Annotated in this window: 21 protein-coding genes; 10 read left to right on the top strand and 11 right to left on the bottom strand. The window is 63.4% G+C overall.

The window, feature by feature from the left end:
- Window positions 1-3 precede the first annotated feature (3 nt).
- Window positions 4-888: a DMT family transporter gene (locus DM374_RS09170; RefSeq protein WP_110969559.1), complete on the bottom strand. Its 885-nt coding sequence runs from the start codon at window positions 886-888 to the stop codon at window positions 4-6.
- 77 nt (window positions 889-965) lie between these two features.
- The gene (locus DM374_RS09165) at window positions 966-1,730 is read right to left on the bottom strand and encodes an AraC family transcriptional regulator (protein WP_110969558.1); all 765 of its coding nucleotides are present in this window, start codon (window positions 1,728-1,730) and stop codon (window positions 966-968) included.
- Window positions 1,731-1,859: 129 nt separating this feature from the next.
- On the opposite strand from DM374_RS09165, the gene DM374_RS09160 reads away from it, so the two are divergent.
- Window positions 1,860-2,681 carry a UDP-2,3-diacylglucosamine diphosphatase gene (locus DM374_RS09160; protein ID WP_110969557.1) on the top strand — a complete coding sequence of 274 codons (822 nt, stop codon included), beginning with the start codon at window positions 1,860-1,862 and terminating at the stop codon, window positions 2,679-2,681.
- 14 nt (window positions 2,682-2,695) lie between these two features.
- Here the strand turns inward: DM374_RS09160 and DM374_RS09155 are convergent, their stop codons facing one another.
- Complete coding sequence (locus DM374_RS09155; RefSeq protein ID WP_110969556.1) at window positions 2,696-3,007, bottom strand: DUF962 domain-containing protein; 312 nt, start codon at window positions 3,005-3,007, stop codon at window positions 2,696-2,698.
- Window positions 3,008-3,149: 142 nt separating this feature from the next.
- Here DM374_RS09155 and DM374_RS09150 point away from each other — a divergent pair, with 142 nt between their 5' ends.
- Window positions 3,150-4,229 (top strand): AraC family transcriptional regulator, encoded by a 1,080-nt coding sequence (locus tag DM374_RS09150; RefSeq protein ID WP_110969555.1) that lies wholly within the window; start codon window positions 3,150-3,152, stop codon window positions 4,227-4,229.
- Here DM374_RS09150 and DM374_RS09145 read toward each other — a convergent pair.
- Window positions 4,186-5,640, bottom strand: a complete 1,455-nt coding sequence (locus DM374_RS09145) for a TrkH family potassium uptake protein (RefSeq protein ID WP_110969554.1) — start codon at window positions 5,638-5,640, stop codon at window positions 4,186-4,188. The two genes, DM374_RS09150 and DM374_RS09145, sit on opposite strands and share 44 nt — an antisense overlap.
- A gap of 129 nt (window positions 5,641-5,769) precedes the next feature.
- Here DM374_RS09145 and DM374_RS09140 point away from each other — a divergent pair, with 129 nt between their 5' ends.
- Entirely contained in the window at window positions 5,770-6,324 is a 555-nt protein-coding gene (locus DM374_RS09140; RefSeq protein WP_110969553.1) for a nitroreductase family protein, read from the top strand.
- A 121-nt stretch (window positions 6,325-6,445) separates the two neighbouring features.
- Here the strand turns inward: DM374_RS09140 and DM374_RS09135 are convergent, their stop codons facing one another.
- The 6 genes from DM374_RS09135 to DM374_RS09110 form a co-directional block, all read right to left on the bottom strand.
- Complete coding sequence (locus DM374_RS09135; RefSeq protein WP_110969570.1) at window positions 6,446-7,786, bottom strand: sensor histidine kinase; 1,341 nt, start codon at window positions 7,784-7,786, stop codon at window positions 6,446-6,448.
- 60 nt (window positions 7,787-7,846) lie between these two features.
- A complete protein-coding gene (locus DM374_RS09130) occupies window positions 7,847-8,272 on the bottom strand; it encodes a periplasmic heavy metal sensor (RefSeq protein WP_110969552.1) in 426 nt (141 codons plus the stop codon).
- Window positions 8,273-8,398: 126 nt separating this feature from the next.
- Window positions 8,399-9,076, bottom strand: coding sequence for a response regulator transcription factor (locus DM374_RS09125; RefSeq protein ID WP_095156810.1), 678 nt, complete (start codon window positions 9,074-9,076; stop codon window positions 8,399-8,401).
- Window positions 9,077-9,083: 7 nt separating this feature from the next.
- The gene (locus DM374_RS09120; protein WP_110969551.1) at window positions 9,084-9,476 is read right to left on the bottom strand and encodes a translation initiation factor 2; all 393 of its coding nucleotides are present in this window, start codon (window positions 9,474-9,476) and stop codon (window positions 9,084-9,086) included.
- A 124-nt stretch (window positions 9,477-9,600) separates the two neighbouring features.
- Window positions 9,601-9,900, bottom strand: a complete 300-nt coding sequence (locus DM374_RS09115; protein ID WP_095156812.1) for a YciI family protein — start codon at window positions 9,898-9,900, stop codon at window positions 9,601-9,603.
- 1 nt (window position 9,901) lies between these two features.
- Window positions 9,902-10,498 (bottom strand): septation protein A, encoded by a 597-nt coding sequence (locus DM374_RS09110; protein WP_095156813.1) that lies wholly within the window; start codon window positions 10,496-10,498, stop codon window positions 9,902-9,904.
- A 67-nt stretch (window positions 10,499-10,565) separates the two neighbouring features.
- Between DM374_RS09110 and DM374_RS09105 the strand changes: the two genes are divergently transcribed.
- The 7 genes from DM374_RS09105 to arfB all read left to right on the top strand — a co-directional run bounded on the left by DM374_RS09105 (window position 10,566) and on the right by arfB (window position 17,526).
- A complete protein-coding gene (locus DM374_RS09105) occupies window positions 10,566-11,429 on the top strand; it encodes a PHP domain-containing protein (RefSeq protein WP_110969550.1) in 864 nt (287 codons plus the stop codon).
- Window positions 11,430-11,442: 13 nt separating this feature from the next.
- Window positions 11,443-12,072 (top strand): L-threonylcarbamoyladenylate synthase, encoded by a 630-nt coding sequence (locus DM374_RS09100; protein WP_110969569.1) that lies wholly within the window; start codon window positions 11,443-11,445, stop codon window positions 12,070-12,072.
- A gap of 128 nt (window positions 12,073-12,200) precedes the next feature.
- Window positions 12,201-12,899 carry a segregation and condensation protein A gene (locus DM374_RS09095; RefSeq protein ID WP_177431539.1) on the top strand — a complete coding sequence of 233 codons (699 nt, stop codon included), beginning with the start codon at window positions 12,201-12,203 and terminating at the stop codon, window positions 12,897-12,899.
- Window positions 12,900-12,915: 16 nt separating this feature from the next.
- Window positions 12,916-13,728 carry an SMC-Scp complex subunit ScpB gene (scpB, locus tag DM374_RS09090; RefSeq protein WP_110969548.1) on the top strand — a complete coding sequence of 271 codons (813 nt, stop codon included), beginning with the start codon at window positions 12,916-12,918 and terminating at the stop codon, window positions 13,726-13,728.
- Window positions 13,729-13,879: 151 nt separating this feature from the next.
- Complete coding sequence (gene rluB / locus DM374_RS09085) at window positions 13,880-14,938, top strand: 23S rRNA pseudouridine(2605) synthase RluB (protein WP_110969547.1); 1,059 nt, start codon at window positions 13,880-13,882, stop codon at window positions 14,936-14,938.
- Between the two features lie 659 nt (window positions 14,939-15,597).
- Window positions 15,598-17,013 carry an amino acid permease gene (locus tag DM374_RS09080; protein ID WP_110969546.1) on the top strand — a complete coding sequence of 472 codons (1,416 nt, stop codon included), beginning with the start codon at window positions 15,598-15,600 and terminating at the stop codon, window positions 17,011-17,013.
- 99 nt (window positions 17,014-17,112) lie between these two features.
- Window positions 17,113-17,526: an alternative ribosome rescue aminoacyl-tRNA hydrolase ArfB gene (gene arfB / locus DM374_RS09075; protein WP_110969545.1), complete on the top strand. Its 414-nt coding sequence runs from the start codon at window positions 17,113-17,115 to the stop codon at window positions 17,524-17,526.
- Window positions 17,527-17,710: 184 nt separating this feature from the next.
- On the opposite strand, the gene DM374_RS34070 is transcribed toward arfB, so the two are convergent.
- Window positions 17,711-17,842 (bottom strand): hypothetical protein, encoded by a 132-nt coding sequence (locus DM374_RS34070; protein WP_256680101.1) that lies wholly within the window; start codon window positions 17,840-17,842, stop codon window positions 17,711-17,713.
- Window positions 17,843-17,981: the final 139 nt, after the last annotated feature.

The following is a 17,981-nucleotide window of genomic DNA, read 5'->3' as shown; positions in this document are numbered from 1 at the left end:
GGTTCAGCTTTGGCCGGCGGCGGCCTTGCGCGGCTCCGCGCTGGCGGCGAGACGGCTGGACGCCACGATCGCCAGGATAATCAGCGCACCGCCCAGCAGCATACGCGGGGTGGGCGTCTCGGCGAACAGCAGCCAGGCCATGGTGATGCCGTAGACCGGCTCAAGGGCGAACACCACCGCTGCGGTACGCGCCTTGATCACCGCCAGGGACGCGACGAACAGGCTGTGGGCGACGCCGGTGCAGAACACCCCGAGCAAGCCGATCCACAGCCAGTCGATCGCCGGGACCTCTGCCAGCGACGGGGCCGCGACCGGCAGCAGGCAGAGGGCGACCACCAGATTCTGGCACAACGCGGCCTGCACTGCGGGGATGCGCCCGCCGCCTGCGCGGTTGGTCAGCGACAACAGCGAGAACAGCAAGCCCGAAAGCAGCGCCCAGAGCAGGCCCGCAGTGGCTTCGCTGGCGAGGTCGAAATCGGGAGTGACCAGCACCAGACCGATGCTCACCAGCACCACCAACAGCAGTTCGTTGCTGCGAATGCGCTCACGGAACAACAGGCCTTCGAGGATCACCGTGAAGGCCGGGAAGCTGGCGAAGCCCAGGGTGGCGATGGCCACGCCACCGACCTTGACTGCGATGAAGAAACTCACCCAATGCCCGGCCAGTAGCACGCCGCCCAGTGCCAGGCGGCGCCAGTCCTGGGCTTGCAGCGGCCGCCAGGCCGAGCCGGCGAGGCGGGCGAACAGGCCGAGGGCGAGCACCGCGAAGGCGGCGCGACCGAAGACGATGATCGAGGGCGCGGCACTGGCAAGCTTGCCGAAAACGCCGGTCAAACCGAAAAACAGCGCGCCGATATGCAGGGCGCCGAGGGCGGTGCGGTGGTTCATGGGAGTCCTTGATGAGCAGGCGACAGCGTGGCCAGTGTAAGGCGGCCTACGCCGGGGCGTCTGTCGCGGTCCTCGCGTCAGTTGTCGCCAGACTCGCGGCGCAGCGCACCGGGGCTGCGACCGAAGGCCTTGAGCATGGCGGCGGCGAAGGCGCTCTGGGAACTGTAGCCAACCCGGCTGGCGATCTCGCCGACCGGCAAGGACGTGGCTTGCAGCAATTGCCGAGCGCGCAGCAGGCGGCGCTGGCGAATGTAGTCCATCGGCGTGATGCCGCGCTCGGCGATGAAGCGGGCGTGCAGGCGTGCGCTGGACAGTCCGGCCAGCCGCGCCAGGTCAGCGACCTGCAACGGATAGGCCGCGTACTGCTCGATATGGGCGTCGAAGCTGGCGTAGGGCAGTTCGCGCTGGATCGGGCTGGCGCTGGCAGCGGCATTCAAGCTGGCGAGCAACAACACCGCGCCCTGGCGGGCAATCAGCGGGTCGCTCACGGGGCTGTGGGCCAGCCAGTCCACCAATTGCTGCTGACGAGTGTCCAGCAGCAGCGGGCCGGGTCGTTCCAGCAAGCGGTGACAGTCGACCGCATGTGCGCCGAGGCTGCTGGCCAGCCAGTTGTCGGCGGGCACATCCAGCACCAGGCAATGGCTGCCGGTGTCGCTGCCGCACGTGTGATGTGCGCCGGCGGGCACCACCATGAGGTCCTGGCGCTCGACCCGCGCGCCGCGCCCGTCCACTTCGAAGTCCAGGCGCCCACGCAGGCCGAACACCAGTTGCGGGTGCTCGTGGCTGTGGGCGATAAGGTCATCGCGGTAGTGACGCAGGGAGAGGATCGGGCCGCAGCTCATGGCGAGGGTCCAAGCGGGTGAAAGGCGCCAGTTTACTCCGCTGCGGCTGTCATGGGACTGCCGTATGGCTGTCATGTTCGATTAACCGCCGGCTGGCAAGCTCGCCCAAAGTCTGCCGGAGCCCCGCCCATGAACAGTGCCGCGTTGATCAAACCCTCGCGCAAGCAGCGCGTACGCACCCTGTGGATTTCCGACGTACACCTGGGCACACGCGACTGTCAGGCCGAGCACCTGTCGCAATTTCTCAAGCGCTATCACGCCGACCGCATTTACCTGGTCGGCGACATCATCGACGGCTGGAAGCTACGCGGCGGCATGTACTGGCCGCAGGCCCACACCAACGTGATTCGCCGCCTGCTGACCATGAGCAAGCGCGGCACCGAGGTGATCTACGTCACCGGCAACCACGACGAATTCCTCCGGCGCTACTCGAAACTGGTGCTGGGCAACATTCATCTGGTGGACCAGGCCGAGCACTTGACCGCCGACGGCCGCCGCCTGCTGGTGATCCATGGCGACCAGTTCGACGTCATCACCCGCTATCACCGCTGGCTGGCCTTTCTCGGCGACTCGGCCTACGAATTCACCCTGACCCTCAATCGCTGGCTGAACCACTGGCGGGCGCGCTACGGCTATGGCTACTGGTCGTTGTCGGCGTACCTGAAACACAAGGTCAAAAGCGCGGTGAACTTCATCAGTGACTTCGAGGAAGCCATCGCCCGCGAGTGTGTGAAGCAGGGCTTTCACGGGGTGGTCTGCGGGCATATCCACCACGCCGAGATCCGCAAGGTCGGCGAGATCGACTACCTCAATTGCGGCGACTGGGTGGAGTCATGCACGGCGCTGATCGAACACTGGGATGGCCAGATCGAGTTGTATCGGCTGGCAGATGACCAGGCCCGCCAGGCCGAAGCGGAAGCGGCGCGGCTGGCGGAGTCCGTGCAGGGCTGACTTCGGTCACGTGTCTAGAAGCTCACCTTCCCCAGCAGCATGTCGCGGTACATCGCGAAATCCCCCAACAGGCTGTAGAGCGGATAGCTGAACGTGGCCGGACGGTTCTTTTCGAAGAAGAAATGCCCGACCCAGGCAAATCCGTAGCCAGCGAACGGCACCGCCAGCAGCAACAGCCACTTGCCGCTGCCGATGGTGTAGGCGAGCAGGGCGATCACCAGCGTGGTGCCGACGAAGTGCAGGCGACGGCACGTAGGGTCGCTGTGCTCGCCCAGATAATAGGGATAGAACTGGGCGAAGCTGTTGAAACGCTGCAGATTGTCCACGGCTTTAGCCTCCCTGTTCTTGTAAGTTTGCAACCTATAGGGCGTGGAGCCTGAACTGAGTCTAGAGTCAGTAGCTGTATCAGCAAGTGACAATAGGCGCCACTTTAGTATCCTTTGCGTCTCCCCAGAACCTGAGCCCGCCATGAACGAGAGAACCACGTCAGCAAGCTGGGCCTCCGGGATTGTCAAAGCGCTTGAGCTTGAGGGGCTGGACTGTCCGGCCCTGTTTCGCAAGCTTGGCCTGGATTTCACCGCGCTGGACGATCCTGACGCACGCTTCACCCAGGACTCGATGACCCGCCTTTGGCAACTGGCCGAGGACTTGTCCGGCAACCACGCCATCGGCCTGAACATGGCCCGGGTGGTGCGGCCAGCGTCGTTTCATGTGGTGGGTTATGCGCTGATGTCGAGCCGGACCCTGGCCGAAGGTTTCGAGCGTCTGGTGCGCTATCAGCGAATCATTGCCGAAAGCTCGGACCTGAGTTTTCACCTCGGCCCGGAAGGCCATGCCCTGATCCTCACCGTCCACGGCGACCATCTGCCGCCGACCCGCCACAGCTCTGAAGCGTCGCTGGCCTGCGCGTTGTCGCTGTGCACCTGGTTGAGCGGGCGGGTGATCCAGCCGCGGCGGGTGCTGATCCAGGGCCCGCAGCCGCACGATATCGAACCCTATAAAGCGGCTTTTCATTCTCCATTGGTGTTTGGCGCGCCCTACGACGCGCTGATCTTCGACCCGCAAGACCTGCAGGCGCCGCTGCCCACCGCCAACGAGGCGATGGCGACCCTGCACGACCGTTTCGCCGGGGAATACATGGCGCGCTTTTCCGAAAGCCGGGTGACCCACCGCGCCCGACAGGTGTTGTGTCGGGTGCTGCCGCAGGGCGAACCCAAGCGCGAACTCGTGGCCCAGGCGCTGCACCTGTCCCAGCGCACCTTGCAGCGTCGTTTGCAGGAGGAGGGCACCAGTTTTCAGGCCCTGCTGGATGATACCCGGCGCGAACTGGCCGAGCAGTACCTGGCCCAGCCGGGCATGACCCTGCTGGAAACGGCCTATTTGTTGGGATTCGCCGACCCGAGCAATTTCTTCCGGGCTTTTCGCCGCTGGTTCGATGTCACCCCCGGCGAATACCGCGCCCGCCGCCACGGACTGAACCAGCCCGAGGCAACGCCAGCGCCGGTCAGTGACGCCAGAACGCCGGCATACATAGAACCAGCACAGTAATGATCTCCAGGCGGCCGAGCAGCATGCCGCCGGCAAGGATCCATTTTGCCGCATCTGGCAGGGTGGCGAAGTTGCCCGCCGGGCCGATGGTCTCGCCAAGGCCGGGGCCGACGCCGGACACCGTGCTGGCGGCGCCGGTCAGGGCGGTCATCCAGTCGACGCCGAGCAGTGACAGCAGCAGGGCGATCACGCAGATGGTGATGGCGAAGAAGAACGAGAAGGTCAGGATCGAGCGGACGATTTCTTCGTCGAGCCGGTGACCGTTGTATTTCTGCTTGATCACTGCCCGCGGGTGGATCAACTGGTTCAGCGACGCCTTGAGGAGGATGTAGGCGACCTGGAAGCGGAAAATCTTGATGCCGCCGGCGGTCGAGCCTGAGCAGCCACCGATGAAGCCCAGGTAGAAGAACAGCATCAGCGAGAAGTTGCCCCACAGGCTGTAGTCCCCCAGGGCGAAGCCGGTGGTGGTGACCACCGAGGTGACGTTCAGCGCGACGTGGCGCAGGGCGTCGAGCCAGTGCAGCTTGGTGGTGGCCCAGTACCAGGTGCCGAGTACGAGCCAGGTCACCACCAGCAACAGCAGCAGGCCCTGGACCTGTTGGTCCTTGATCAGCGCCTTGCGGTTGCCGCGCATGGTCGCCACATACAGGGTGAACGGCACGCTACCGCAGATCATCACCACCACCGCGACCCAATGCACTGCTGGCTGGTGCCACTTGGCCAGGGACAGGTCCGAGGTGGAGAACCCGCCAGTGGAAATTGCCGACATGGCGTGGTTGATCGCATCGAACGCGTTCATTCCCGCCAGCCAGAAGGCCAGGCCGCCGAGCGCGGTAATGCCGATGTACACCAGCACGATGGACTTGGCGACCATGTGCGAGCGCGGCATGACTTTCTCGGAGCGGTCCGACGATTCGGTCTGGAACAGGCGCATCCCACCAATACGCAGCAGCGGCAGGATCGCCACCGCCATGCCGATGAAGCCGATACCACCGAGCCAGTGCAGCAGCGAGCGCCACATCAGGATCCCCGGTGACATGTTGTCCAGGCCGCTGAGCACCGTGGAACCCGTGGCGGTGATGCCGGACATGCTTTCGAAGAAGGCGTCGGTGTAGCTGATGTGCTGGGTCAGCAGGAACGGTAATGCAGCGAAGATGCACACCACCAGCCAACTGCTGACGGTCAGCAGGTACATGTCCCGCGGGCGCAGATGCACGTGCTCCGGCCGGCCGGGAATCACCAGCGCAAGGCCGGCGATGAATGTGATCAGGCTGGACCAGAGGAACGACGGCATGTCGCTGGTGCGTTCGAAGATGACCAGCGTCGCCATCGGTACGACCATGCTGACCGCCAGGGTGATCAGGAAGATGCCGATAATGAAACCGATGATCCTTAAGGTCGGCAACGCCATGTGATCTGCTCTGACTCGAAACGGAAGGGCGCCATTCTACCTGCGGGCCTTTTTAAGTAAACGTCGCTGTGGTGTTTGATCGGCAGGGCACTAGAATGGGCCCTCATTTTTCGACCTGGAGGGTAGCCGATGGAGGCTCTCGACGTTTTGCTCAACCGTGTTTCCGTTCCGCGCCTGACGGACCCTGCGCCCAACGCCGCCCAGCGTGAAGGCCTGTTCCAGGCGGCCTTGCGTGCACCGGATCACGGCCAGTTGCGGCCTTGGCGCTTCCTCACGGTCGAAGGCGAGGCGCGGGCCCGTCTGGGCGAGCTGTTCGCCGAAGTGGTGGCGCTCAAGGGCGATGCTACCGAAGCCGCCCTCGACAAGGCGCGCGCCATGCCACTGCGGGCGCCGCTGCTGGTGCTGGTGATTGCCCGGACTCAGGAACACTTCAAGGTGCCGGTGTCCGAGCAGGTGCTCGCGGCGGGGTGTGCCGGCCACGGGATTCTGCTGGCGGCCCATGCGCAAGGCATCGGCGCGGTCTGGCGGACCGGCGAGATGGCCTATTCGGCGCATGTGGCCAAGGGCCTGGGGCTGGAGGCGGGGGAAGAGTTGATTGGCTTCCTGTACCTCGGCACGCCAATGGGTGAGCCGCGGACTGCGCCGGTATTGAAGACCGAGGACTTTGTCAGCGCCTGGGGCTGAATCCGCTGTGGGGCTTGCCAGCGATGAGTCTGTCGTCGCCCTCTCGGCCCATTCGCGAGCAAGCTCGCTCCTACAGGGCTCATTCTGTAGGAGCGAGCTTGCTCGCGAATAAGGCTACAAATCAGGCACCCCCACCCGCCTGAACCGGCAACACCAGCGTTGCCACAAACCCGCCCTGCGGGTGATTGGCCAACTGCAAACTCCCGCCATGACGCTCCGCCGCCCGCCGCGCAATCGCCAGGCCCAGACCATGTCCCGGCGCACTCTGCCCAGGTGCACGGAAAAACGGCTCGCCCAACTGCTCCAGATGCTCCGGCGCCACGCCCGGCCCGTGATCGCGCACGCTGATGACGATCCGCTCGCCCTCCTGTAATGCCGTGACCTCGATCGGTCGACCTTCCGGACTGAAGCGCAATGCGTTGCGCAGCAGGTTGTCCAGGGCACGTTCCACCATCGTGGGCCAGCCCTGAAGCATGAGGCCCGGGGTTTCCTGGATCTGGATCTCTTGCTCCGGCGCGCTCAGTTGCGCGTCCTTGCACACGCTGTTCAACAGCGCATTGAGGTCGACAGGCTCGGCGTGGGCATGCTCGGCATCGACCCGCGCCAGCACGAGGATCTCGCTGATCAAGGCTTCGAGCCGGTCGCACTCGCGGGTCAGGCGTGGCCAGTAGGTTTCCTGCTGTTCCGGTTCCGCTCGCTCGGCCAAAGCCAGAGCGATGCGCAACCGTGCCAGCGGCGAACGCAACTCGTGGGAAACGTCACGCAACAGTTGGCGCTGGCTGCCGATCAGGCTTTGCAGTCGCGAGCCCATGCGGTTGAAGTCATTGGCCAGAACGCCGAATTCATCACGACGGCTGGCCAACCGCGCCAGGCTGTTCTGCTGGTAGCTGGCCTGGCCGAGGTCATGTACCGCGCCGCGCAGGCGACTGAGCGGGCGGGTAATGGACAGCGTGACCAGCAAACTGAACAGGGTCAGCACCACCAAGGTGATGCCCAGTGCACTCAGGGGCCAGATCAGGCTCTCGCGGTGCCAGGCATCCAGTTCGGGATGCGGGATGCGATAAATCAACAGGTAGGTCGTGCCGCTGCCGGGGCTGGTGTATTCCTCGGTGAGGCGGCGCCAGGGCAGCGGGCGATCGTCATTGCCTTGCCGTGCTTCGAACACCGCCGCCCGACGCGGGAACGTTCCCGGTACCACGGCTTCGCCGGCCTCGTTGAGCACCTGCGTATCGATGTGGTAGCGGTGTTTGCGTTGTTCGAGGTAGCGCTGGGCGATTTCCGGGCCTTGCTGCTCGTAGCGCTCGGCCCAGTTTTTCGCCAGGACGTTGAGGCCCGGATGACGACTGAGAATCCAGGCGTCCTGGTTGAGTGTGTGCCCGAGCAGGATCGACAGACCGGCGACCAGGGCGATGGCGAGCCAGAAGCTGGCCAGGATACGCCAGAACAGTGAACGCAAGGGCAGTCCCTCTAATGACGGAAGCCCGGCCTGCATGAGCAGGTCGGGCGGGGGAGGTGTGACAGCTTACTGGGTCTTTTTGCCGTGTTCAGCTTTCCAGGCCTGGAACTGTTGCCATTCGGCGCGGCGTTCCTCGCGTTTCTTCTGCAGTTCGTCGAACTGCTTCTGCTGCTCTGGCTTGAGCAGGGCGCGAATGTCTGCCTGGGTCTTGTCCTGCTTGGCCTTGAGCTCGTCCTTCATGGCCTTCTGCTCGGCGGCCGGCAGTTTTTCCAGGTAGTGCTGGGTGACCTCGCGGCGGTTCTTCATTTCTTCGCCCATCAGCTTGCCAACTTGCTGGCGCTGTTCGCGGCTCAGGTCCAGTTGGGCGAAAGGCGCGTCACCGCGGTGGTGCTCGCCGTGGCGTGGGCCAGGGCCTGGGCCGCCTTCGGGCATGGCCATGGCGACGGTTGGCAGGGCGGCAGCGAACATCAGGGCGATAAGGGTCTTGCGCATGGTGTCTCTCCTATCTGTAGGCCGGTCGTTACCGGATGTGGCCAGTTTATGGAGATCAAGGTCAGCGGCGGTCAGCCAAGGGTAAAGCCTGGGTAAAGACCGCCGGGAACCTGACTGACACAGCGCTTACAGGCTGTAGTAGTAGCCGCGGCTGCGCAACGCGACGATGCGCGGACGACCGTCAGGGTGGGGGCCGATCTTCTTGCGCAGGTTGCTGACGTGCATGTCGAGGCTGCGGTCGTAGAGCGTCAGTTTGCGGCCCAGGGCTATCTGCGCCAGTTCCTGCTTGTCCAGCGGTTCGCCGGGTTGGCGCAGCAGGGCTTCGAGGATGCGGCTTTCGGAGAGGGTCAGGGTCAGCTCGCGTTCGTCAATCTCGACCACGCCGCGCGCCGGGCTGAAGTTAAGGTCGCCAATTTCAAGCTGGCTCGGCGCTGCGGGGGCATGGCTGCGGCGCAACACGGCGCGCAGGCGGGCGGTCAGTTCGCGAGGGTCGCAAGGCTTGGCCAGGTAATCGTCGGCGCCCAGTTCCAGGCCGAGGATGCGGTCCAGTGGTTCGCCACGGGCCGACAGCATCAGCACTGGCAGCTCGGGGTGCTCGCTGCGCAACTGCTTGAGCAACTCCAGGCCGCTGCCGTCGGGCAGCATCACATCCAGCACCACGGCTGCCGGAGCCTGTTCGGCCAATGCCTTGCGGGCGCTCTGGCCATCGTGGCAGGCACGGACCTGGAACCCTTCCTGACTCAGCCAGTGGGCGAGCAGTTCGCAGAGTTCCTGGTCGTCGTCAATCAGTAACAGCTCACTCATGTCTCACTCAATTCAACCATTGCTTGCGCCTTCTGTGGCTACCGCTGACAAAGATACCGCAGAGCACGGCGATCAGGGTGACCGCGCTACCGATCACGAACCATTGCTGCTGATCGGTCAGCAATTTAGGGGGCGTGCTGGCCTGGGACTCTTTGAGCATCAGCTTGAGGCGCTGGTTTTCCTGGCGTAGCCGGCCCAGTTGCGCGTTTTCGCGCTCGCTGTCGGTATTTTGTAGTTGCTGGGTCAGTGCTTCGCGTTGAAGCTCGCTCTCTTTCAGTCGCTGCTGCAACTCGGTGATCTGGCTGCCCGCACTCAGCGACAGCGGCGTGGCCTCTTCGGCCTGAGTGAACGGGCTCAGCAACAACAGGCACAGCAGCATGGACAACGGACCTTGACGCATCGGAACTCCTGTAATTCCAGTCGAGTGTTCAGGGTGTTGTCGGCCGCGCGATGAGAATAATGAGCAACTGTCCCGATTAAAAACGGGGCACGGCGCGCCAGCCTGGGCCGGCGCGCCGTGGGTGTTACGGCAGGACTTGCTTGAAGGGCTTGACGATGACGTTGTCGTAGACGCCGGCGGCGATGTACGGGTCGGCATCGGCCCAGGCCTGGGCGGCGTGCAGGGAGTCGAACTCGGCGACGATCAGGCTACCGCTGAAACCGGCGGCGCCCGGGTCGTTGCTGTCGATGGCCGGGTGCGGGCCGGCCAGGACGATGCGTCCTTCAGCCTTCAGTTGTTGCAGACGCTCCAGGTGCGCCGGGCGCGCGGCCAGGCGGTTTTCCAGCGAGTTGGCAACATCGGTGGCGATGATGGCGTAGAGCATGTCATTCCTCGGGTTTGGGAGTGGTGGGGTCGCTGTCGTGCATGTGACGGGACAGGTAGACACCCTGGCCGACCAGGAACAGTACGGTCATGCCCAGGCTGCCGAACACTTTGAAGTCGACCCAGAAGTCCTGGAACGTGAAGGCGACGAACAGGTTGGCCGCGCCGCAGATCAGGAAGAAGGCGATCCAGGCCAGGTTCAGACGGGTCCAGACCGGGTCCGGAAGGGTCAGTGCGTGGCCCATGATGCGCTTGATCAGCACCTTGTCGCCGACGAAGTGACTGCCGAGGAACGCCAGGGCGAACAGCCAGTTGACCACCGGGGCCTTCCACTTGAGGAAGGTTTCGCTGTGGAAGGCCAGCGTCAGGCCGCCGAACACCAGGCAGGCGACCAGAGTCAGCCACTGGCCTTTTTCCAGCTTGCGCTGGCGGATGAGCAGGGTGCCGTAGACCACCAGCGAGCTGATGATCAGCACCGCCGTGGCGCTGTAGATGCCGCCCAGGCTGAAGCTCTGGCCGGCGACGTCGACGACGCGGGGATCGAGTTTGTAGACGATGAAAAACAGGAGCAGCGGGATGAAATCGATGAATTGTTTCACGGTGGCAGCCAGGAGCGGGATGTGTCGGCATAATAACAAACCTCAATGAGAGGGAAAGCGTCACCCCATGAATGTTGATCTGCACTGCCACAGCACCGCGTCAGACGGCTCGCTGACTCCCACCGATCTGGTTGCCCGCGCCTATGAACAGGGTGTCCGGACGATGGCCCTGACCGACCACGACACCCTCGAAGGCCAGCTTGAGGCCCGCGAGGCGATGCACGCGCGCGGCATGCAATGGGTCAGCGGGATCGAGCTGTCGTGTACCTGGTCGGGCGTCACCATCCACGTCCTGGGTTACGGGTTCCCGCTGGACGCCCCGCCGTTGCTGGAGGCGGTGGAGTCTCTGCACCGTGGCCGCTGGCTGCGCGCCGAGGAAATCAGCCGTCGCCTGGCGGCCAAGGGCATGCCCGGCGCGCTGGAAGGCGCGCGGGCGATCCAGCAGGCCCTCGGCGACAGCGGCAACGCGCCGGCGCGCCCGCATTTCGCTGACTTCCTGATCAGCGCCGGCTACGTCAAGGACCGCGCCGAAGCGTTCCGCAAATGGCTCGGCGCCGGCAAGCTGGGTGACGTCAAGCTGCACTGGCCGACCCTCGACGACACGGTCGAGACCCTGCGCGCGGCCGGTGCCTGGGTCAGCCTGGCCCATCCGATGCATTACGAACTCACCCGCAGCAAGCGCCGCCGGCTGATTGCCGACTATATTCAAGCAGGGGGACAGGCGCTTGAAGTAGTCAACGGCATGCAGCCGGCCGAGCAGGTCGGCACGTTGTCCATCCTGACCCGTGAGTTCGGTCTGCTGGCCAGTGCTGGCAGCGACTTCCATGGCCCGGGCACCTGGTCCGAAATCGGTGTCTACCGGCCTCTGCCGGAGGATCTGCCACCTCTGTGGCGTCGATTCAAACATGAGCAGCCATCCGCGGCCGTCTGAACAGGAAGACAACGTGAGTCAATTTTTCCAGATACATCCGGAGAATCCGCAGTCGCGCCTGATAAAACAGGCCGTCGAGATTATCCGCAAGGGCGGGGTGGTGGTGTATCCGACCGACTCGTCCTACGCGATGGGTTGCCAGATCGGCGACAAGAACGCGGTGGAACGGGTCCGTCAGTTGCGCAAGCTGGACAAGAACCACAATTTCACGCTGATCTGCTGCGATATGTCGCAACTGGGGCTGTTCGCCAAGATCGACACCGGCACCTTCCGCCTGCTCAAGGCGCATGTGCCGGGGCCTTACACGTTCATCCTCAATGCCACCCGCGAGGTGCCGCGCCTGCTGTTGCACGAAAAGCGCCGCACCATCGGTCTGCGCGTGCCGGACCATCCCATCGCCCTTGCGCTGCTGGAAGAACTCGGCGAGCCGCTGATGAGCGTCAGCCTGGTGATGCCCGGTGAGTCCGAGCCGATGACCGATCCCTATGAAATGCGTCAAGCGCTCGAACACCACGTCGACCTGATCATCGACGGCGGTTTCGGCGGCCTGAAAGCCTCCACCGTGATCAATTTGTCCGGAGACGAGCCGGAAGTCATACGGGTCGGTTGCGGCGACCCTGCGCCTTTCATGGTCGAAGCGTGAGCATGGTCGAAGAGGTAGAGGCTCCGGTCGATCCCCAGGCTGGCGCCCAACAGGAACTGCCGCTGGTCATGGTCTATGGCCAGGCCCTGACCGAAATGCCGGTGGACCTGTACATCCCGCCGGACGCGCTGGAAGTGTTCCTCGAAGCCTTCGAAGGCCCGTTGGACCTCCTGCTCTACCTGATCCGCAAGCAGAACGTCGACATCCTCGATATCCCGGTGGCGGAAATCACCCGCCAGTACATGGGCTATGTCGAGCTGATGAAAACCGTGCGCCTGGAGCTGGCCGCCGAGTACCTGGTGATGGCGGCGATGCTGGCCGAGATCAAGTCACGCATGCTCCTGCCGCGGGCCGAGCAGGCTGAGCAAGAAGAAGACGACCCGCGCGCCGAACTGATCCGTCGCCTGCAGGAGTACGAACGCTTCAAGGCCGCGGCAGAGGACATCGATCAACTGAGCCGGGTCGGTCGCGACATCATCGTGCCGCGCCTCGACGCTCCGCAGGCCAAGGCGCGCAAGCTGCTGCCGGATGTCTGCATCGAAGAAGTGCTGATGTCCATGGCCGAGGTGCTGCGCCGCAGTGACCTGTTCGAAAGCCACCAGATCAGCCGCGAGGCCCTGTCGACCCGCGAGCGCATGAGCGAAGTGCTTGAACGCCTCAAAGGCGGCGGCTTCGTACCGTTCGTCGAGCTGTTTACCGCAGGGGAGGGCAAGCTCGGTGTGGTGGTGACCTTCATGGCGATTCTTGAGCTGGTCAAGGAATCGCTGGTCGAACTCGTGCAGAATGAGCCCTTCGCGCCGATCCACGTCCGGGCCCGGGCAGAATGAATTCAAGAGCAACCGCATGAACCTGAACGACCCGCGCGACCTGGCGCCCCTGCTCGAAGCCTTCCTCCTGGCCTCGGGTAAACCGCAATCGCTGGAGCGGCTTTTCGAGTTGTTCGAAGAGGCCGAGCGCCCTGACTCCAGCGTATTCAAGGAAGCCCTCGAGGTGCTGCGCGCCTCCTGCGTCGGACGGGCCTTTGAACTGGTGGAGGTCGCTTCCGGGTATCGCCTGCAGATTCGCGAGACGTACGCGCCGTGGGTCGGCCGGCTCTGGGAAGAGCGTCCGCAGCGCTATTCCCGGGCATTGCTGGAGACCCTGGCGTTGATCGCCTATCGCCAGCCGATCACCCGCGGCGAGATCGAGGATGTGCGTGGCGTTGCGGTCAATACCAACATCGTCAAGACGCTCCTGGAGCGCGAGTGGGTGCGGATCGTCGGCTACCGAGAGGTGCCTGGCCGGCCGGCGATGTTCGCCACCACCAAGGGGTTCCTCGACCACTTCAACCTGAAGAGTCTCGACGAATTGCCGTCCCTCGCTGAATTGCGGGAAATGGAGCCGGCGCCGATGCCGCCGATGGACCTGGACGACCTGCCCGTGCCCGCGCATTTGCAGGCCCTGGCCGATGCCAGTGCTGAGCCTGATGGCGAGGCACCGGTGGAAGAAACCAGCTTCCGCACCTTGCTGGTGGAGCTGGACGCAATGGAGGAAGGCTTGAAAACCGACTTCGACGACCTGCTGCGTGACCTGCCCGAAGCGTCTGAAGAGGCGGTGGATGAAGCACTGGGCGAAGACGACAGCCACGACACGTTGCCCGAAGCAACCCGCGACTGATCCACCGTCCGGCGTAAAAGCGCGGCGCCGATGGCGATATAACGCTACGCTCTGATGCGTTTGCGCCGGGATCAGCGTATGATTCGCGACCTTTTTGGTGCTTGGCGCACCAGAAGCCCAGATTTGAATCTCTACACCGGGAGGTGCCCAGATGAGTGAACAAGACCTGCAAGATAGCCCGCCACGTCCGTCCGGCGAAAAACTGCAAAAAGTACTCGCGCGCATTGGCGTGGGTTCGCGCCGTGACGTTGAAGCCTGGATCGGCGAAGGCCGCATCAAGGTCAACGGTGTTGTCTCCACCCTCGGCCAGCGCGTCGACCTGCACGACGCCATTTCCGTCGACGGTCGCCTGATCAAGCGCGAAGAAAAAGCCGAAGCCGTACGCCGCGTCATCATGTACAACAAGCCTGACGGCGAGATCTGCACCCGTGACGACCCGGAAGGCCGTCCGACCGTGTTCGACCGCCTGCCGCGGCCAAAAGAAGGCCGCTGGATCAACGTCGGCCGCCTCGACATCAACACCACTGGCCTGCTGCTGTTCACCACTGACGGTGAACTGGCCAACCGTTTGATGCACCCGTCCTACGAGATGGACCGCGAGTACGCCGTGCGCGTGCGTGGTGAAGTCGACGACGACATGATCGCCCGCCTCAAGGAAGGCGTCGTGCTGGAAGACGGTCCGGCACGCTTCACCGATATCCAGCAGGCGCCGGGCGGTGAAGGCTTCAACCACTGGTATCACTGCGTGGTGATGGAAGGCCGTAACCGTGAGGTTCGCCGCCTGTGGGAATCCCAGGGCCTGGTGGTCAGCCGCCTGAAGCGCGTGCGTTTCGGTCCGGTGTTCCTCAATTCCGACCTGCCGATGGGCCGCTGGCGCGAAATGAGCCAGGGCGAAATCGACATCCTGGCCGCCGAAGTGGGTCTGACCCCGGTGGCGATGCCGGCGATGAACGCCAAGACCAAGGACAAGCTGGAGCGCATGCAGCGTAAATCCAGCAAGCCTGTGGGCCGTGGCGAGCGCGTGCGGACCCTGCGTCCGGCGAAGGACGGTGCCACCGAGCGTTCGCCGCGCCAGCCGCGCGACGATTCCGCGCGTAAAGGCCGCAGCACTGTTGCCGAACGTCCGAGCGATGTGCGCCGCAAGCCGGCTGGCACGCCGAAGCGTCCAGGTGGCGGCGGCTCGGGTCGGGGCAAGCCTCGCTCTGAGTAAGGGCCGGGTGTGAAAAAAGCCAACCTTCGGGTTGGCTTTTTTTTTGTCCCGATTTTTTGTAGCGCATAGGCGTGCAGCGATGACCGCCCCCGTTGGCCACCCAAACAATCTCTGCCTGGCAATTTTTTGAACCACTTTGTAAATAATTTGTTACGAGCTTGGGCCGCTTCTCCAGCCAATCCGCAGCGCCATTCGTCTTGTAAACATTCCGTGCCGAAAATCCCCTTCCGACCCGCTTTACGTTCGCGTCAACACCTTGCTCCAGCCCCCGTGGCACGGTGTTATGTGCGCCATTGCCATGTGCCTGACCCGCCGCAGAGTGGGGCAGAAAAAAACAACAAAAACGGAGGGCGCCATGTACGCCATTCACCATCCCAGGCTTCATTTCTCCCGCTGGACCGCTGCGTGCCGTCAACAGAACGTTACGCGATGTGTTGACCCTTACGTCAATGCAAGGGTATACAGTGCGCCGCGTTTTACCTGTGACCCTATTGCGTACCGCGCAACCTTGCTGATGCCAGGCTGAGCGACCGGGCCCTGTTGCCCGCGTCGAACCGCCCGTTTTCAAGCGCCAAGGTAACCACCTTGTCAATTCCGCTGCGCCACGAGCGTGGTGGGTCCGATCCCGTCACAGATAAAAACAACAGGTGACTTCGTTCATGAGTGGACAAAACCCACATTCAGGTGAGCTCAAGCGCGGCCTGAAAAATCGCCACATCCAGTTGATCGCCCTCGGCGGTGCAATCGGTACCGGTCTGTTCCTCGGCTCGGCCGGGGTGATGAAATCGGCCGGTCCGTCGATGATTCTCGGTTACGCCATCTGCGGCTTCATCGCTTTCATGATCATGCGCCAGCTCGGCGAGATGATCGTCGAAGAGCCGGTCGCCGGCTCCTTCAGCCACTTCGCGCATAAATACTGGGGCGGATTCGCCGGCTTCCTGTCGGGCTGGAACTGCTGGATGCTGTACATCCTCGTGGGTATGTCCGAACTGACAGCGGTCGGCAAATACATTCACTACTGGTGGCCGGAGATCCCGACCTGGGCCTCGGCCGCGGCGTTCTTCATCCTGATCAACGCGATCAACCTGGCCAACGTGAAAGTGTTCGGCGAAGCCGAATTCTGGTTCGCCATCATCAAGGTCCTGGCCATCGTCGGCATGATCGCCCTGGGCAGCTACATGCTGGTCAGCGGCAGCGGCGGCCCTGAGGCCTCGGTCAGCAACCTGTGGGAACACGGCGGATTCTTCCCCAATGGCGTTGGCGGTCTGGTGATGGCCCTGGCGATCATCATGTTCTCTTTCGGCGGCCTGGAAATGCTCGGTTTCACCGCAGCCGAGGCCGACAAGCCGAAGACCGTGATCCCAAAAGCGATCAACCAGGTCATCTACCGCATCCTGATTTTCTACATCGGTGCCTTGGTCGTGCTGCTGTCGCTGACCCCTTGGAACAGCCTGGTGGCCAACATCGACGCGTCCGGCGGTTCCTACAGCGGCAGCCCGTTCGTCCACGTGTTCTCGATGCTGGGCAGCAACACCGCAGCGCACATCCTCAACTTCGTGGTCCTGACCGCAGCGCTGTCGGTATACAACAGCGGTACCTACTGCAACGCCCGCATGCTCTACGGCATGGCCGAGCAGGGTGATGCCCCGGCAGGCCTGGCGAAGATCGACAAGCGCGGCGTGCCCGTACGTTCGATCCTGGCTTCGGCGGCGGTGACCCTGGTGGCGGTGCTGCTCAACTACTTCATGCCGCAGCACGCGCTGGAAATGCTGATGTCGCTGGTGGTCGCGGCGCTGGTGATCAACTGGGCGATGATCAGCTACTCGCACCTGAAATTCCGCCAGCACATGGACCGCACTGGTCAGAAGGCGCTGTTCAAGGCCTTGTGGTACCCCTACGGCAACTACATCTGTCTGGCGTTCGTGGTGCTGATTCTCGGCATCATGCTGCTGATCCCTGGCATCCGTAATTCGGTGTACGCGATTCCGGTCTGGCTGCTGGTGATGTGGGTGGGCTATGTGCTCAAGAGCAAGCGTTCCGCGGCGGCGCCTGCCGTGAGTACCGCGGTCAAGTAAGCCCGGGCGCGGCGGTTCGGTGCGCCGAACCGCCGCGAGAAGCCCCAAAACCGGCAACACCGAGTATCCTGACGCCCAGCCACCGATCTGGGCGTTTCCATGCTTGTCCTCTCCAACACTGTCCACATCCCCGACGAAGAAATCGAGTTGAATGCCATCCGCGCGCAAGGCGCGGGCGGGCAGAACGTCAACAAGGTTTCCAGCGCCGTGCACCTGCGTTTCGACAGCCAGGCGTCTTCCTTGCCGCCGTTCTACAAGGAGCGCCTGCTGCAGATCAGTGACAGCCGGATCACCCGCGACGGTGTGATCGTGATCAAGGCCCAGCAACACCGCACCCAGGAACAGAACCGCGCCGATGCCCTCGAGCGCTTGCGCGAGCTGATTCTTGCGGCGGTCAAGGTGGAAAAGAAACGGCGACCCACGCGCCCGACCCTGGGTTCCAAGACCCGGCGTCTGGACACCAAGAGCAAGCGCGGGGCGATCAAGGCAGGCCGCGGAAAAATCGACTACTGATACGTGAACGTACTTGCATGGCTTTGGATCGGAGTCGGAGCAGCACTTGACGATGAGCGGTGCCGGAGACTCTGCTGATGCGCTGAGGGGAGTGCGCGAGGGAGGTCGTTCTTGAGCGTGTGAAAACCGGTTGGTGGGGTGGTCCCCCGTTAACCGAGGTTTTCACACGTCCTGTGGTGCGCGGTTATTCCTGGTCGGCGCTCGGGTTTTCGTCGCCTTGTGGTTCAGCCGCTTGGGCTGTTTCGGCGCTGTGAGTGGCGGGCGTCTGTTCGACGGGGTTCAGGCTTGGGAAGGGAAGATTCGGGATTTCATGCATCTCGTCGTTCCTCGCAAGTTCGATAGTTGAAAGATTACGCGATGGCGCTTGGTTGGCTCCTGAGAAGCCGGGGGCAGGATACAGCAGTCTGCGTGACAGAATGAATTTTCCTGCTGTTTGGTAGGAAAATTACAACATT

This window comes from Pseudomonas huaxiensis, assembly GCF_003231275.1.
Classification (GTDB): Bacteria; Pseudomonadota; Gammaproteobacteria; order Pseudomonadales; family Pseudomonadaceae; genus Aquipseudomonas; species Aquipseudomonas huaxiensis.
The sequence above is the reverse complement of the archived record's forward strand: the minus strand, read 5'-3'. Positions and strand labels throughout refer to the sequence as shown.